The sequence below is a fragment of the Colwellia sp. BRX10-4 genome, from assembly GCF_014077465.1.
Taxonomy (GTDB): Bacteria; Pseudomonadota; Gammaproteobacteria; order Enterobacterales; family Alteromonadaceae; genus Colwellia_A.
Genome location: NZ_JACGVZ010000003.1, coordinates 250,695 through 267,519 on the forward strand (window position 1 = coordinate 250,695; position 16,825 = coordinate 267,519).

Annotated in this window: 14 protein-coding genes and 1 pseudogene; 10 read left to right on the forward strand and 5 right to left on the reverse strand. The window is 37.3% G+C overall.

Translation table 11 applies throughout. The features are described from left to right. Positions 1-47 precede the first annotated feature (47 nt). From H4J67_RS05155 to H4J67_RS05165, 3 genes are all read left to right on the forward strand, one after another. On the forward strand, positions 48-1,082 hold the full coding sequence (locus H4J67_RS05155; RefSeq protein WP_182175775.1) for an FAD:protein FMN transferase: 1,035 nt from the start codon (positions 48-50) through the stop codon (positions 1,080-1,082). Between the two features lie 62 nt (positions 1,083-1,144). Next, a complete protein-coding gene (gene nqrM, locus H4J67_RS05160; RefSeq protein ID WP_070376020.1) occupies positions 1,145-1,366 on the forward strand; it encodes a (Na+)-NQR maturation NqrM in 222 nt (73 codons plus the stop codon). A gap of 1,033 nt (positions 1,367-2,399) precedes the next feature. Then, complete coding sequence (locus H4J67_RS05165; RefSeq protein WP_182203069.1) at positions 2,400-4,868, forward strand: PilZ domain-containing protein; 2,469 nt, start codon at positions 2,400-2,402, stop codon at positions 4,866-4,868. A 6-nt stretch (positions 4,869-4,874) separates the two neighbouring features. On the opposite strand, the gene serB is transcribed toward H4J67_RS05165, so the two are convergent. Next, positions 4,875-5,933, reverse strand: a complete 1,059-nt coding sequence (gene serB, locus H4J67_RS21000; protein ID WP_310650668.1) for a phosphoserine phosphatase SerB — start codon at positions 5,931-5,933, stop codon at positions 4,875-4,877. 104 nt (positions 5,934-6,037) lie between these two features. Here serB and H4J67_RS05175 point away from each other — a divergent pair, with 104 nt between their 5' ends. Next, positions 6,038-6,670 carry an AhpA/YtjB family protein gene (locus H4J67_RS05175; RefSeq protein ID WP_182175773.1) on the forward strand — a complete coding sequence of 211 codons (633 nt, stop codon included), beginning with the start codon at positions 6,038-6,040 and terminating at the stop codon, positions 6,668-6,670. 34 nt (positions 6,671-6,704) lie between these two features. Here the strand turns inward: H4J67_RS05175 and H4J67_RS05180 are convergent, their stop codons facing one another. The 4 genes from H4J67_RS05180 to prfC form a co-directional block, all read right to left on the reverse strand. Then, entirely contained in the window at positions 6,705-7,523 is an 819-nt protein-coding gene (locus H4J67_RS05180; protein WP_182175772.1) for a TatD family hydrolase, read from the reverse strand. Positions 7,524-7,598: 75 nt separating this feature from the next. Next, on the reverse strand, positions 7,599-8,738 hold the full coding sequence (locus H4J67_RS05185) for an HDOD domain-containing protein (RefSeq protein WP_182175771.1): 1,140 nt from the start codon (positions 8,736-8,738) through the stop codon (positions 7,599-7,601). Positions 8,739-8,847: 109 nt separating this feature from the next. Further along, a complete protein-coding gene (gene argS / locus H4J67_RS05190) occupies positions 8,848-10,602 on the reverse strand; it encodes an arginine--tRNA ligase (RefSeq protein WP_182175770.1) in 1,755 nt (584 codons plus the stop codon). Positions 10,603-10,766: 164 nt separating this feature from the next. Next, positions 10,767-12,350 (reverse strand): peptide chain release factor 3, encoded by a 1,584-nt coding sequence (prfC, locus tag H4J67_RS05195; RefSeq protein ID WP_070376025.1) that lies wholly within the window; start codon positions 12,348-12,350, stop codon positions 10,767-10,769. 421 nt (positions 12,351-12,771) lie between these two features. Between prfC and H4J67_RS05200 the strand changes: the two genes are divergently transcribed. From H4J67_RS05200 to H4J67_RS05225, 6 genes and pseudogenes are all read left to right on the forward strand, one after another. Continuing rightward, on the forward strand, positions 12,772-13,074 hold the full coding sequence (locus tag H4J67_RS05200; RefSeq protein ID WP_182175769.1) for a 4Fe-4S dicluster domain-containing protein: 303 nt from the start codon (positions 12,772-12,774) through the stop codon (positions 13,072-13,074). Positions 13,075-13,100: 26 nt separating this feature from the next. Beyond that, positions 13,101-13,310, forward strand: coding sequence for a 4Fe-4S dicluster domain-containing protein (locus H4J67_RS21175; protein ID WP_182203071.1), 210 nt, complete (start codon positions 13,101-13,103; stop codon positions 13,308-13,310). Continuing rightward, entirely contained in the window at positions 13,307-13,447 is a 141-nt protein-coding gene (locus H4J67_RS05210) for a TIGR02808 family protein (protein ID WP_182175767.1), read from the forward strand. Before H4J67_RS21175 ends, H4J67_RS05210 begins: the two co-directional genes overlap by 4 nt. 2 nt (positions 13,448-13,449) lie before the next feature. Further along, on the forward strand, positions 13,450-13,755 hold the full coding sequence (locus H4J67_RS05215; RefSeq protein WP_182175766.1) for a chaperone NapD: 306 nt from the start codon (positions 13,450-13,452) through the stop codon (positions 13,753-13,755). Beyond that, a pseudogene (napA, locus tag H4J67_RS05220) lies at positions 13,752-16,234 on the forward strand (nitrate reductase catalytic subunit NapA). Before H4J67_RS05215 ends, napA begins: the two are co-directional and overlap by 4 nt. Positions 16,235-16,370: 136 nt before the next feature. Next, entirely contained in the window at positions 16,371-16,733 is a 363-nt protein-coding gene (locus tag H4J67_RS05225) for a nitrate reductase cytochrome c-type subunit (RefSeq protein ID WP_310650671.1), read from the forward strand. Positions 16,734-16,825 lie beyond the last annotated feature (92 nt).

Below are 16,825 nucleotides of genomic sequence, written 5' to 3' on the forward strand. Positions count from 1 at the left end.
TTTTACCTAGACGTTTTACCTAAATAATAAATTTATAGGTATCAAAAATGATTAAAGTAAAAGTATTGATTATCAGTTTTATTCTGGTGTTTATAGCTGGTTGCTTTCCAAGTAGTGATTTAAGTAAGCAAGAAGTTTTGTTGCAAGGTCGTACTATGGGGACTACGTATAATATTAAAGTGGTCATTGATAATAATTTGGCTGATACTGAACAAGTCCATACAGGCATTGACGCACTATTGGTGCAATTAAATCAAGAAATGTCGACCTATATCGTTGATTCTGAATTATCACGATTTAACACATCGATATCGCTTACGCCTGTCGCAATATCTGTTGGGTTACAACGCGTTATTAAAGAAGCGATTCGTCTGGGGCAATTAAGTGAAGGCAATCTTGATATTACTGTTGGGCCATTAGTCAACCTTTGGGGGTTTGGCCCTGAATATCGTCCAAATACTATACCAACGGCCGAGGCTTTACTGTTAGCGCGCCAACAAATAGGCTTGTCAAAGCTGGTGTTAAACGGCAATAAACTTTCTAAAAAAACGCCTAGCCTTTATGTCGATTTATCAACCATTGCCAAAGGTTATGGGGTCGATATAGTCGCAGAATATTTAGAAGAAAAGGGCATTAATAATTACCTAATAGAAATTGGTGGAGAAATGCGTTTAAAAGGTTTTAAACATACCGGTGAGCTTTGGCATGTTGCGATAGAAAAGCCTATTCAGGATGCAAGTGGTGAGCATCGCTCTGTCTATCAAGTGATCATACCAAAAAATAATGCAGTGGCAACTTCAGGCGATTATCGTAATTATTATCAAGCCAAAGATGGTCAACGTTTTTCACATATTATTGATCCGGCGACGGGCAAACCTATCAATCATAAGTTAGTCTCAGTAACAGTTATTCATCCATCTTCTATGACCGCAGACGGTCTGTCTACGGCGATGATGGTTATGGGGGAAGTAAAAGCCATCGACTTTGCAGAGAAAAATGGTATAGCTGCTTACATTATTGCGAAGACAGAGCATGGCTTTGTTGAGCAAAGCACGGTAAAATTCATGCAGTATTTAAAGTAACTGATTAAAACGAGTTACTGTTTATTCATCTTAATAGATAAAGAAGATAAGTGGGTTAGTTTATGATGATATTTATGATCACTTTAGGTTTTTTCCTTGTAGTTGTTGTTGCTATGTCGGTTGGCTATATCTTTCAACAAAAGTCGTTAGCAGGCAGTTGCGGCGGATTAGCAACAGTGGGTATTGATAAGTCGTGTAATTGCGATAACCCTTGTGAGAAACGCCAAGAGCGCGAACGTATTGCTGCTGCTAAAGAGCAGATGATTGATATTAAAATTATCTAAATGAGTAATACTTTTATTCTGGCTTGAGAAACATAATCAGTATCTAATAAATGTGGATACTGTTTAACACTAAGGATTTTCAATGAAATTGGCTAATAATGTATAATATCAATAATTTGTTAAGCCATACTTAACTTATTCATAATATGAATCTCCATCCCCTCCAATGTTACATTTCACCTACGATCAAAAATCATAGGATTAAAAAACTCAATAGTATATTTGCAGGTCTGTTCAGCCCATGAACGACTACAAGTATCGACAAAGCTTATCTGAACTATCACCTTTTAAGTCAATGTTTTCAACGGTGACGAGTGTTTTTGCAGTACTCGAACTATAAACTTATATATGTATTACTATAAAAGAGAAATCACTGGGTAATTTACGTGGTAGCTAAAATGTGTGAATTTGTTAAAGAAGTACTTAGTTATTAATTGCTAGCCACAATGATGGGTGTAACACTGACAGCAAGATTGTTGTAAAGTAGCACATCATTGTTGTATGAAAATGTGTCTGTGCGCGTTATTACGATTAGAAATTAACAGCGAACTGTTTAATACAATAGCCTAATCATCATAGGGTAGAATTAAGTGACTTAGATAAAAGTCCTCTTTACTTACTAGGTGCATAGTGTCAAATATTTGTAATTTTTTATTATTGCCGATCTTTTGTGATAAATGCGGTAAATTGTTATTGTGATAGGCTTACTTAGCCAGATTAAATTCATCTATATCCTTGTATCCTTTAACGATGATTTACTGTTCTATCCCCCGCATAGACTGGGTTGTATTAGCTGTACCTATAGGTGTTAATTTGTTTTTTTAATTCTATTTTTCTTATGGGGCATAATTTTTGCTCTACTATTTTTAATATAAGCTAGTATCTAGATAACATATTAGTTTTAATGATATTTCTTACTGATGTTATTTCATTACAAATTAATTTATAGTAGATTTACTACATAGGAAGTAAATGATTATTGTTTTCAATTCATTGCGTATCATAAGTGTTACTAAAAGAAACTAAAGCAGATATGACTACAGATTTTTCAAAGTACCAAAAGATAATTGAACAGTTTAATGGGAAGGTTTTAAAGAACGATTTTGAAACAAACTTTTCTGCGATGACTCAACATATCCCCAAAACAGAGCGATTTTTACTTAAAATGGAGCTCAAGCGTTTAGCTGTTGCATGTACGCGATTAATCGATTTGCGTGGCCATGTTGATGGAGAATGTCGGTCTTTTGATCATGATGGACGCGTTCACTATCTTGATGATATTGCGATTAAAGTATATCAAGAAAATATAGGTTTTTATCAGGGATATACTTTTGGTGTTTACGAAGCCGTAATGAACACTGAAAATAACTTTCGAGTTATATATCAAAAAGAAAAAAGTAACATGGGTAAACCGGTACAGGTTGAAACGACAAAAGCCGGTAAGCTCTTTGAAAAAACGCAGTACCCAGCAAGTTTGTTTACTTTTGGTCCATACCATAATCGTAGTGAAGAGCGAATGAATTTCGCTATTACCTTAGACATACTGCTTGAAAACGATAAAAATGAATACGAGTGTACGAGTTCAGATATCAGTGTTGAGGGGTGTAAGTTTCGCTTTAATTTTAAAAACATAATTACGGTTGGACAACATATAAATATTCGGTTTCGAGGTCTCGAAGATGAATTTCAATTTGGCAAAGAAAAAAGTTTTAATTTTGAAGTTAAAAATATACAAAAAATTGATAAAACTCAGTTGATTGGCTGTCAGAGAGTTTATTCGAAAGATAAACGCGTTGACGGTTTTCAAACTTTTCTTCAGGGCTTTATCCAAGGTAATAAACGCCGTTATAAAGTTAATCTAGACAATACTATTCATGCTATTCAATCACGTAGCTTTGAGCAATATAGTTTACCTAAATTAAATGAATTACCGATTTTTGTAGAAGATAACAAAGGTGAAATTTTACCTAGATACGCGCTCACCTGTCATAATAACCAAGCCACTTTTCAATATTGGCAAGATGAAAATCGCCACTCAACCTTATACTGTCTGATAACAGCTGAACGCTTGCTCAGAATGAGAAAAACCCATGCTTTAGGTAAATCATTATTAGTTTATAGTTTCGTGCACATAAGCCAAGGTAAATTATTTTTTTATACGGCAGATGTTGAGCAATTAAATAATGATAGTGATTTTAAGGTACAATTTTTAGGTTTTGCTGCGTCAAAGCCGAGCTTTGCTATTACTCAACTATCGATTATGGACGTTGATATTGATAAAGCGCATTCTCCGTTAACGTTATCGAATACGCTAACAAAAAAGAATGAATACTTAAATCTCCCTATCCCTAGTGATGCAATAGAAACGCTTCATAATCTGCAAAGTATCGTGGTCGCTAGTGATGTAACCAACCCAGCATCAACTAAGCAGTATCAACGACTTTCATTTAAAAACATTGATACAATTCGGTTAAAAAACTTTGGTCATAAACGACTTACATCACCGCTGTTGATGGATGAAGTGGGCATTAATTATAAAAATCAACGACAAGAGTCAAGATTTAAATATGTTACTCCTGTTGAACTTGAAATTGCAGGTGTTCGTTGCTCGGGTAAATCGCATGATTTTTCTATTTTAGGTTTAAAACTAGAACTTGATAAGCCCTCGGTATTAAACAAAGGAGACGTTGTCTATTTAACTTTTCCTGGCTTGCAAAAGATTACCTCAGCCTTTGATTTAAAAGGTTTGCCTTATGAAGTTATGCGAGTTAATAAAAAGAAAAACATACTTAACTTACGGGTTTATGTTGAAAAGCATCAACATATGGGAAGAGCATTTTTTAAAGCATTAATTACAAAAAATCGTGACAAGTTAACCCCAGACGAATATGCCTTAATGATACCTGGCCTTGCTAAGGCATTAAGAAATATTTACAGTAGAAGTTTAACTATTCCGACATTAATGGTACAAACCAGTGGCAGTCGTTATAAATTAGAAGCTATCGTTTGTGGTACCGTTAAAGATAAATTATTACCGGTTATGAAACAGTTAAGTGATTCGCCATCGCAGTATAACCTATATCCTTTACTCAATAATTTACAAGCAACTAGTACCTTAACCTTACCACTGAAGAAAATGCAAACCGATGATACTCCGGTGCTTGAGACATTATATATTGCTGTAAATTTAGATAATGAAATAATTGATCAAGCGGTTACGACCAAAACAGCAAGCGAATTAGAGTCGCCGATATTGCAACGAATGTTTATATCGCGAGCATTAAATCGTGGTTTATTCTTTTGTGTACAAGTTAGATTATCTCGAACTGATGATCCCGACATGGACTATCTTAACCCAGAATTAAGCTATATCAGTTCCTATGCTATTCATCGTGGTAAACAAATAGAGCAAGATATTTGGAGTGTTGCTGGCGTTATGCAGTTTCTTGATATTACTCAAGAAACTTTAGTTCGTCATGAGCTATTAAGTGCTGTTATTTAAAGGGCTCTACGCTAGCCAGTGTAAAAGACAATCAAGACCATCGGCATTAATGGCACTGTCTGCCTTTGCTAAAACTAGTGGCTTAGCATGAAATGCTACGCCCAAATGTGCCGCCGCCATCATGACTAAATCATTGGCACCATCACCCATAGCGACGGTTTGTTCCTTAGCTAAGTGATATTTCTTTTGTAAAGCGACTAAACAATCTGCTTTTGCCTGTGCATCAACAACATCCCCTAAAACTTTACCCGTTAACTTGCCATCAATAATTTCTAAAGTATTAGCATGTGCGACATCAAGTGCCAGTAAATCTTTTAAGTGATCGGCAAAGTAAGTAAAGCCACCTGAGGCAATCGCAACTTTCCAACCATGGGATTTTAATGTACTAACAAGTATCTCTAAACCAGTCATTAACGGGATATTCTCGGCAACCTCAGCCAAAATGCTTTCTGAGGAACCTTTTAAGGTGGCGACCCGTTGGTGCAAGCTTTGTGCGAAATCAAGTTCACCAAGCATAGCAAGTTCAGTAACGGCCGCCACTTGTTCTCCAACACCTGCAAGTATTGCAATCTCATCGATACATTCAATTTCTATGGTCGTGGAGTCCATATCCATAACCAAAATACCTGGCTCTGATAATTTTGGCGCGTTTTCAATCAGTGCGGCTTCGATTTTATTGCTGAGGGTAAAGTTGACTAAGTTTTCTCTTGCCGTTTTTAAGTTTGCACAGGTAACGGTAAAGCGATAGCTGGTAAGATTATTCCTTAGATTGATAGCATTTACCGCCCAAATTGATAGTTGGCATTGACTGATTAAATTACTGAGCATACTAAGACTAATTTCACTGAAAACTACAAGCTCTAAGGGGGTTTTAGTGTGTGTCTTCTCGGCTAAACACGTTTGACCACCTTGTTGTTGGGTAAGGCGCTGATCAACGCACCAGTCATTACCTTCGAAAGTGGTAAAGCAAGGTAAACATTTTTCTGATGTTGTTGAAGAAATAAACTCAGCTAAAGTAAGTTGTTGAATATGCTCAAGGGAAAAACGTTTAATAGCAATGGACACAGTACCGCCTTTTATGTGAATGTTAGTTTTAGCGATTATTTTCAATGAATAATGCTATAGTATAAAAATGAACGTAATGATAAATTTTATACATTTGTAGTGCTATGACACAAATAGAACAGCCTTTATACCCTAAATTATCATCTATTTATAATAAAATTATGCAATTAGCTATAGCGATTGTCTTTATTGTCGTTCTAATGAATCTATGGATATACAGCCAGACACAAAATAAGCAAACTATCGATCAACACTTTTATGATATTGGCCAGCAGTATTTGCAACAAGCTTCAGCAGGTTTATCTGTATTAATCACCGAGGTTAACACGAAAGAGAGTCGACAATTACTGCAAAACTACGTTGATGAATTACAACTGGCTGAGGTAATAAAAGAAATTCATCTCTATGATTTATCTGGGCAATTAATTATTAGCAGTCAAAATGCAAAAAGTGTTAAAGCTCTTTTTGGGCTGTCTGAATATAAATTAAATAAGAGCGAATTCGCCGTGCCTTTCGTTAGTGAAATCCGTAAAGAAAGATTGATTGGCTACGTTCGCTTAACCCTAGACAAAAACTATTTAACCAATAAGTTATTAAAAAATAATGATCAACAGTTTACGCTGTTACGTTTTATGATGATAATCGCTGGAGTTGTTGGCTTTCTGCTTACCAGAGGTCTCAACCGATTTAGTCGTCAGGGGTTTAGATTAGTTAATAAAGATAAAAGGCTGAGTTAAGTCGGCATCATTTAATAGAGCTAGTTAATCCCTTTCATCGTTGAGCCAACTGAAAGAGGGTTGAAATATTATCTTCAATTTTTTCTGCTATCTCCTCTTTGCTCTCTTGGCGCAATTCGGCTAATCTTTCAAATACATCAATAACACGCAGAGGTGAGTTATCTTCGCCTTGAAAACCATTTAGCGGCATCGAAGGTGCATCTGTTTCTAATACTAGGCTACTCAAAGGTAAGCGCTTAATGGCTTTTATTGTTTTCTCCGCTCTAGGGTAGGTGATTGTGCCACCGATGCCTAATTTAAATCCCAAGTCTATATATTGGCAAGCCTGCTGGTAGCTTCCTGAAAAAGCATGAATGATACCTCCTCGAGAAATTTTTACTTGTTTTAATAGTGTGATAGTTTCGTTGTGCGTGCGCCGGTGATGAACAATAATCGGCAGTTGATGCTGTTGTGCCAGGTTAAGTTGGAATTCGAAAAATAACATTTGTTGGTTAATATTATCTTGCTGTTTTGCGATAATGCCATCAAGCCCAGCTTCGCCAATTGCAATTATTTGTGTTTTATTCTCTAATGTTTTTTGCGATAAGTCATCGAGATTTTTTTGCGTTAACCCCTCTAAAAACCAAGGATGAATACCTAAACAGGGAAAAATATTGCAACCACTCAAAGGTTGGTTTTTATTATGGTGGGCTAAGCTTAAAACATTTTGCCAGTTATCTGGTCTAACGGCAGGAACAATAATTTGATGAATACTTTTTTTTGCACATTGCTCGAGCAGTAAATTTGTTGAAGCACTACCTTTAGGGGTAAAAGCTTTGAAATCTAAGTGACAGTGGCTATCGGTAAATTTCATAAAATAATCGACTTTACTTGAAGTGCAAATAATGGGTGTGTGAAATTATAGCTTATCTAAAGTTCAGCTTGTTGATTACTGTCTTAGCTTTGTTGCTCTTTTTTCTAAAGCGCCAAGTACATTTTCTAATTTAAAATGTTCGATAAATTTTGGCTCGGGTTGTTGCTCTCTTAATAATATATCGGCTAGATAAACGGCTTGTGCGATACCAAATGATTTTTTTAAGAGCTTCTCCGGCTGATGATGCATAACTACCGCCTCAATTAAATGATAAGAAAAGCTCCACAGATGCAGGAGGTAGCCACCGACATGGTTATGATCTGTGCCAAATATTTTTTGCTCTAAGGCATTGTTGTTGGCATTTTTAAGCCGATACTGAAAATATGTTTTTGTAAGTGTTGGGTCCATCTCAAATAGTACAATTTTACCAATGTCGTGCAATAAACCCGCAAGTAGAGCATCTCGCTTAAGTTCTACTTTCACCATTGAAGCGGCCAAGCGGGCCGTTGATAAACAGTGTAGTTGTTCTTTGATCAATGAAAAGTCAGCAATGTCGGGTTCATAAGAAAAAAGTTCAGCAGTCATAACAATACAGCAGAGTGTTTCTAGTCCCATACGTGTTATTGCTTCACTAATATCGTTGATTGGCCTGCCTTGGTTCATAAAAGAACTATTGGAAAACTGCAATACTTTAGCGGCTAGTGCAGGGTCTTGAGAAATTATCTCTGATATTTTTTCTGAATCGGTATTACTTTCTTCTAAAATTGCATTGAGTTGTAAATAGATTTTGGGTGGGCTTGGTAATGTTTTAACTTTGGCTACGGCCTTGATAATATGATCTTTGGTGATCGCTTTATTATCATCTCCAAGGGCTTTGATGGTTTGATGAATGTTTTCAACATTAAGCGGCAGTGTGTAAGTGTAATGGCAATTATTAGTGGTTTGACCATTAAGCTGGCTCTGTGCGATGTTATCACTAGTAATTGCTATTCGTATCATAGCAGGATGTTTAAGTGCTATGGCTTTAAGAAGATCTAAACCACTTATTTGTCCTAAATCCAAAACACTAATAATAGCGTCAAATTTATATTTTTTTAAGGCTTTTAAGGCATGTTTGCCGTTATCAACATAAGCGGTTTGGCAAGGACCATTATAAAATTCCTGCTTTAATGGCAAGAGTTTTTGGTCTGTATTATCAACGATTAGCACTTTCATTTATTGACACTTCCTACCTTAATACTTGCCATATGCTGAAACAATTTCAATTTTTTGGCATTGCCCCTTCAGTAAACAAGGGCTAATGCCATCTATGCTTTTATGGAGACTACATGCGTTCCATAACGTCAATGCCAAGAATATCTAAGCCTTGTTTTAAGGTCTTAGAGATACTTAAACAAAGTGCTAAGCGAGACTGTTTTACATCTTGGTCAATGCCCTCTTTAAGAATAGGGCAAGCTTCGTAGAAGCTCATGTATAAACTCGCTAACTCATATAAATAATTGCACAATAGGTTAGGCATAGATTCGCCAATGACCGCATCTAGCACTTCTTCGAGCTGGAGTAGTTTTAACGCTAAGGCTTTTTCTTGTGGTTCAATAATGGTGATATCAGCGCTAAAGTTTACTTGTTCAATTTTTGCCTTACTGAAAATACTTTGAATACGTGAATAAGCATACTGCAAGTAAGGAGCCGTAGCGCCTTCAAAACTCAACATGGTTTTCCAGTTAAAAATATAGTCGCTGGTTCTATTCTTAGATAAATCAGCAAATTTAACCGCGCCAATACCTACTTTCAATGCAATTTCATTTAGCTTATCTTCAGGATAATCTGGATTTTTTTCTTTAATGACCGCTTTTGCACGAACAATGGCTTCGTCAAGTAATTCTGCTAATTTTATAGTACCGCCAGTTCTTGTTTTAAATGGCTTACCATCGTCGCCCATCATCATACCAAACGGGCAATGATCGTAACCAACATGTTCTGGCAGTAACCCAGCTTTACGCGCTACAATTTCTACTTGTTTAAAGTGTAAGCTTTGACGGGCATCGGTAAAAATAATGATACGGTCAGCTTTTAGTTCATCGCTACGGTAGCGACAAGCAGATAAATCTGTGGTCGCATATAAATAACCACCACCGGTTTTTTGGATAATAAAAACGGGGGCATCACCGTCTTTATTTTCCATTTCATTAATGAAAACCACTTTTGCGCCTTCACTAACTTCAGCAATACCCTTAGTCATTAATTCATCAACAACCCTAGGTAAATCTTCGTTATAAGCACTTTCGCCCATAATATCGTCGCGGGTTAAGGTCACATTAAGTTTTTGATAAATATCTTCACTGTGGGCAATAGATATATCAATGAATAATTTCCATAATACTAAGCAATCTTTGTCGCCACCTTGCAGTTTTACCACATAATCACGAGCACGGTCAGCAAAGCCTTCTTCGTTATCAAAACGTACTTTTGCTTCACGGTAAAAGTTTTCTAAATCAGAAAGTGCAGTTTCAGCAACTTCATTGGCATTAAGTTTGTCGCTTAAATGCGCCAATAACATGCCAAATTGTGTGCCCCAGTCACCCATGTGATTCTGGCGGATGACTTTGTCACCACGAAACTCTAATGCACGTACTACGGCATCTCCGATAATGGTTGAACGTAAGTGGCCCACATGCATTTCTTTGGCGAGGTTTGGCGCTGAATAATCAACGATAACCGTTTGTTTTTTGTCTTCTTGAGTGGCACCACGCTGGGTTACACCTAATTTTTCATCGTCAGCCATTTTAGCAAGTTGAGCGGCTAACCATGATTTGTCTAAATGAATATTAATAAAACCCGGTCCCGCTAACTCTATTTGGTCAGCAATACCCGCTAACTCTAAGTGGTTAACAACGGTGGTCGCTAATTCGCGTGGGTTCATTTTCAGTTTTTTAGCTGCACCCATAACACCATTCGCTTGGTAGTCACCAAAATTAGGGCGACTTGACAGGCTTACCGCTGGGTTAGTACCTTCAGGCAATCCAGCCAAAACCATGGCCGCAGATACTTTTTCACTTAGTAATTGCTTAATATTCATTTTGATCTCTGTTTTCTTATAATAGAAATTATTTGCTCATTTTTTGCAAGTAGATGGCATTTTAGCAAAGCGTTTATTACTTTTTATTGGTCAGTTTAGTTGACTAAATGAGCCAATAAAAAGTATCGAACAACGCCGATAAAATGCCTACTACGCAGAAAAATTTAGTGTTCTCGGGTTTTGTGGAACTGAATGTCAGGATGACGCTCTTGTGCCAAATTCAAATTCACCATAGTTGGAGCAATATACGTTAAGTTATTACCGCCATCTAGTGCTAAATTGTCATAAGCTTTTTTACTAAATTGCTCTAGTGTTCTTTCATTATCACAGGTACACCAGCGTGCAGTTGCTACACTTATCGGTTCGTAAATAGCGTCAACTTTATATTCAGTTTTTAAACGTTGTACAACGACTTCAAACTGCAATACACCGACCGCGCCAACTATCATCTCGTTTGAGTTAAAAGGTCTGAATACTTGCACAGCACCTTCTTCTGAAAGTTGTATTAAACCTTTTTGTAATTGTTTAGCCTTTAATGGATCACGTAAACGAATACGACGAAACATTTCAGGGGCAAAGTTTGGAATACCACTAAATTTCATCATTTCGCCTGAAGTAAAGGTATCACCGATTTGAATACTACCGTGGTTATGTAAACCGATAATATCGCCGGCGTAGGCTTCTTCTACATGTGCACGGTCTCCAGCCATAAACGTTACGGCATCGGCAATTTTTACATCTTTGTTAATACGTACTTGACGCATTTTCATGCCTTTTTCATACTTACCTGAACAAATACGCATAAAAGCAATACGGTCACGATGTTTTGGATCCATGTTCGCTTGAATTTTAAAAACAAAGCCAGTGAATTTTTCTTCTTGAGCGGTTACTTCTCTAACATCAGTTAAACGAGGTAAGGGTTTTGGTGCCCATTTAGTTAAACCATTAAGCATATGGTCAACACCAAAATTACCTAAAGCCGTACCAAAGAATACTGGCGTTAGCTCACCCTTTAAAAACTCTTCCAAATTAAATTCATGTGATGCACCCGCAACCAGTTCTAATTCTTCACGTAAATCGTCAGCATAAGTTCCAATGACCTTATCTAACTCTGGGTTATCAAGCCCTTTGATAATTCTTTCTTCTTGGATCATATGGCCAAGTCCTGACTTATATAAAAATATTTCGTCAGTTAAAATGTTGTAGACACCTTTAAATTCTTTACCCATACCAATCGGCCAAGTAATAGGGGCACATTTTATTTTCAGTACATCTTCTACTTCATCCATAACTTCCATAGGGTCACGAACATCACGATCCATTTTATTCATAAAAGTAATGATGGGCGTATCACGTAAACGGGTAACTTCCATTAACTTAACAGTACGTGCCTCAACACCTTTAGCTACGTCGATAACCATTAAACATGAATCAACCGCGGTGAGTGTTCTGTAGGTATCTTCTGAAAAATCCTCGTGACCAGGTGTGTCCAGTAAATTAACTAAACAACCGTTATAAGGAAATTGCATTACAGAGGTCGTGATAGAAATACCACGCTCTTTCTCCATTTCCATCCAGTCAGACTTTGCATGCTGGCCTGACTTTTTACCTTTTACCGTGCCGGCTCGTTGTAAAGCCTGACCAAAAAGTAATACTTTTTCAGTGATGGTGGTTTTACCCGCATCAGGATGAGAGATAATTGCGAAAGTACGTCTTAGATTGACTTCATTAGCCTGTAGCGTTGTCATGTTTTAAAAGTTCTCTTTGGTGTACATGCTGATGCACATAAAATGCTTTTTTTAAATACTGAAAGGACATGTGAACAATCCTAAATTTTGCGCGCATTGTACCATAAATATAAATAGCCGCATTAGAGGACTGTCTTTAAATGATTATTTTTAGCAAGAATCCTAGACATTAACACTTTTTATTTTGTTATTTGATTAAGTGGCAAGTGATCGTGCAGATAATAATTATTTGATTGGTTATTTTTAAGGTTGATATTCAATAATAAAGTCAATAAAAGCTCGCTTTTTCTGAATTTAATAAAAACATCAATAGTCATATTATTTGAAAGTCTTGATCAAAATCAATATCTCATCTTCGTGTATCAGATAGATTACTCTTGGGTAGAAAGTCTGAAATATGATGTGAAAATAACGAGATAGCATGGTTGATTTAGCTAGACGAAACTTTTTTAAAGCAAAAAAATTAACAACCGCTCCGGCAATCAGATTGCCTTGGGTGCTCAATGAAGCCACTTTTATTGCTGGTTGCACACAGTGTGGTGACTGTTTAACGTCTTGCCCTGAAAATATCATCCAAAAAGGTGATGGCGGTTTCCCGGAAGTTAACTTTTTAAAAGGAGAGTGTACTTTTTGTCAAGCGTGCGTTGAAAGTTGTCAACAGCCACTTTTTGCTGAACGCGCACTAGCTTCAGAAATTAATGCTTGGGATTTAGTATCTCCATAAAGGGCGATTGCTTAGCAGTTAACGATGTGTTTTGTCAAAGTTGTCAAGAGTGCTGTGAGACAGAAGCTATATCTTTTAAATATATAAATTCATCAGTACCACAATCCCAGATAAAACTTAGTGACTGCAAAAATTGTGGGGCCTGTGTTGCTATTTGCCCGCAATCATCTATTGAATTAACACCAAAAAATTCTGTGGGTGAGCAACCCACACACACTAATAGGAGAGTTATATGAGCGCTCTTGAACAAATGATTTGGAATATCTTAGTGTATTCATCGATGCCTGTCATTTTTTTAGCTGGTTTTGCCTGTACCGCTTTAGTCGCTATCGCGCTTTTAAAAATGTTAGGTATTAAGCCGGCTGGGGAATGATCATGATCAATCTACTAGAAGAAAAACCTATTAATATTGCTGGTGTGCTTTTTGTTACTCAGCCAAGTAATACCACCAAAGTGGCCAAAGAACTTGGTGGGTTTCCTGGCGCTGAAGTGCATGAAATTGCTGATAACGGTTCTATGGTGGTAACCATAGAAGAAAATGATTTAAACAGAGGTGAAAAAGGCAAAGGCCTTATTAACACCATTACAGATATGAGTAATTTACCGGATGTGATCTCTTCATCATTGATTTTTCATCATAATGATTATGGGCTACCACAACATCAGGGGATAAAGGTATGACATTAAAAAAACGTGATTTTATAAAAGCGAACGCCATTGCAGCAACTGCTGTCGCTGCGGGCATTGCTGTGCCATCTTTAGCTTCAAACTTGCTGACTAAATCGTCGGATACCACCATTAAATGGGATAAAGCCCCTTGTCGTTTTTGTGGCACAGGTTGTAGTGTGCTTGTTGGAACACAAGAAGGAAAAGTGGTCGCGACTCAAGGTGACCCTCAAGCAGAAGTTAACAAAGGCCTCAACTGTATTAAAGGTTACTTTTTATCCAAAATTATGTACGGTAAAGACCGATTAACTCAACCGTTATTACGGATGAAAGACGGTGTTTATGCCAAAGAAGGTGAGTTTACACCGGTAAGCTGGGATACCGCCCTTGATGTTATGGCTGAAAATTTAAAGCTGCTTTAAAGAAAAAAGGACCGACCTCTGTTGGTATGTTTGGTTCGGGTCAGTGGACTGTTTGGGAAGGTTATGCCGCTTCAAAATTAATGAAAGTGGGCTTTTTAACCAACAACCTTGATCCTAATGCCCGTCACTGTATGGCGTCAGCTGTGGATGGTTTTATGCGTACCTTTGGTATCGACGAACCTATGGGTTGTTATGATGATTTAGAGCACGCCGATGCCTTTGTACTTTGGGGTTCTAATATGGCGGAAATGCATCCTATTTTATGGTCGCGTTTAGCTGATCGTCGTTTAAGTCATCCTCATGTAAAAGTAAACGTATAAGCATCGAAGTTTTGAACTTACTGATAACGTTATGATTTTTACACCACAAACAGATTTAGCGATATTAAACTTTATTGCTAATTATATTATTCAAAATAATGCCGTTAACGAAGATTTTATGAAAAAGCATGTCAATATTCGCGAAGGTGTTACTGATATTGGTTATGGTTTACGTCCTTCTCATCCATTACAAAAAGTGGCTAAAAACCCTGGTAGTGGCGAATCTAAGTCGAAGATTTTTAATGACTTTGCTAAATTTGTTATCACTTATAGTATTGAATATACGTCAAAACTTTCGGGCGTTTCTGAAGATAAGTTGTTAACACGGGCTAAACTTTATGCGGATCCTAAAGTTAAAGTGACTTCGTTTTGGACGATGGGTTTCAATCAGCACACTCGTGGTGTTTGGGCAAATAATTTTATGTACAACGTGTATTTATTAACGGGTAAAATATCTGAACCGGGTAACAGCCTGTTTTCATTAACCGGACAGCCGTCAGCCTGAGGAACGGCGCGTGAAGTAGGGACTTTCTCACATAGATTACCTGCCGATCTCGTTGTTAAAAATCCTAAACATAGAGCGATAGCTGAAAAATATGGAAATTACCTGAAGGTACTATTCCACGTAAACCCGGTTATCACGCCGTTCAGCAAAATCGTATGCTTAAAGACGGCGAATTAAATGTGTATTGGGTTATGTGTAATAACAACATGCAAGCCGGACCAAATATCAATGAAGAAGGGAACCCTGGTTATCGTAATCCAGAAAATTTCATTGTCGTTTCAGACCCTTACCCAACGGTAACCGCACAAGCCGCTGACTTGATTTTACCTACGACTATGTGGGTAGAAAAAGAGGGAGCTTACGGCAATGCAGAGCGCCATACACAATTTTGGCATCAACAAGTAAGTGCGCCGGGTGAAGCGCGTTCAGATTTATGGCAAATAGTTGAATTTTCTAAGCGTTTTAAAATTGAAGAAGTATGGCCTGAAGAATTACTTGCCAAAAATCCTGAATACCCTGGCAAAACTATGTTTGACGTGCTTTATGCAAACGGTAATGTAGATAAATTCCCGATGAGTGAATCCAAAGGTGATACTAACTTTGAAGGTGATTATTTTGGCTTCTATATTCAAAAAGGCTTATTTGAAGAATATGCGACTTTTGGCCGCGGACATGGTCATGATTTAGCCCCCTTTGATCGCTATCACGAAGAGCGTGGCCTGAGGTGGCCGGTTGTTAATGGTAAAGAGACTAAGTGGCGTTTTCGTGAGGGTCACGATCCTTATGTAGAAAAAGGTAGCGAAGTGCAGTTCTATGGTCATAAAGATAAAAAAGCCAATATATTTGCCTTACCCTACGAACCAGCGGCAGAGTCACCCGATGAAGAATTCGACTTATGGCTGAGTACCGGTCGTGTTCTTGAACATTGGCATTCAGGCTCTATGATTGCGCGCGTGCCTGAACTTCATAAAGCATTTCCTGATGCGGTATTATTTATCCACCCTGACGATGCTAAAGTAAGAGGTTCACGCCGTGGTGATGAGGTGCTGATCGAATCTCGTCGAGGTGAAGTAAAATCTCGTGTTGAAACTCGTGGCCGTAATAGACCCCCGAAAGGTTTAGTTTTTATGCCTTGGTTCGATGCAAAAAAATTGGTTAATAAGTTAACCCTAGATGCTACCGATCCTTTGTCTAAACAAACTGACTTCAAAAAATGTGCGGTAAAAGTGAAAAAAGTCACTGTTTAGCACTAATTAAATTTAGTTAATCTACCGGGTAGAGGTAAAAATGAAAATATTATCAATAGTAATGATAACAGCCAGTTTAGCCATGGCATTAGGCGTACAAGCTTATCAATAAGTAACGTCAGGCGGTTTAGAGACTATTCGTGGCATAGCTAAAATTAATGAAACCAAAAGTACAGAAGCACTTAAACGTGTCATTAAAGATAAAAACCCTATTCAGCGCAATTATGTGCATCAACCACCTGTTGCGCCTCATCAAATACGTGGTTATCGGGTCAATAAAGACAGTAATAAGTGTTTAACTTGTCATGGTTGGAAGTATGCGAGAGAAACTGGCGCAACCAAAATAAGTTTAACGCACTTTGAGACACGTGACGGTAAAACACTGTCAGATGTTTCTCCGCGTCGCTACTTTTGTTCTAAATGCCATTTTACACAAGCTGATGCACCTGAGTTGGTTGATAATCTTTTTAAACCCGTTGAATCGTTAGGTAATGATTAAATATTGGTTTAACTAAACGTAATTTAGGGGATTAACATGACCAAAAAATCAAAAATCAAAAATCAAAAATCAAAAATCAAAAATCAAAAATC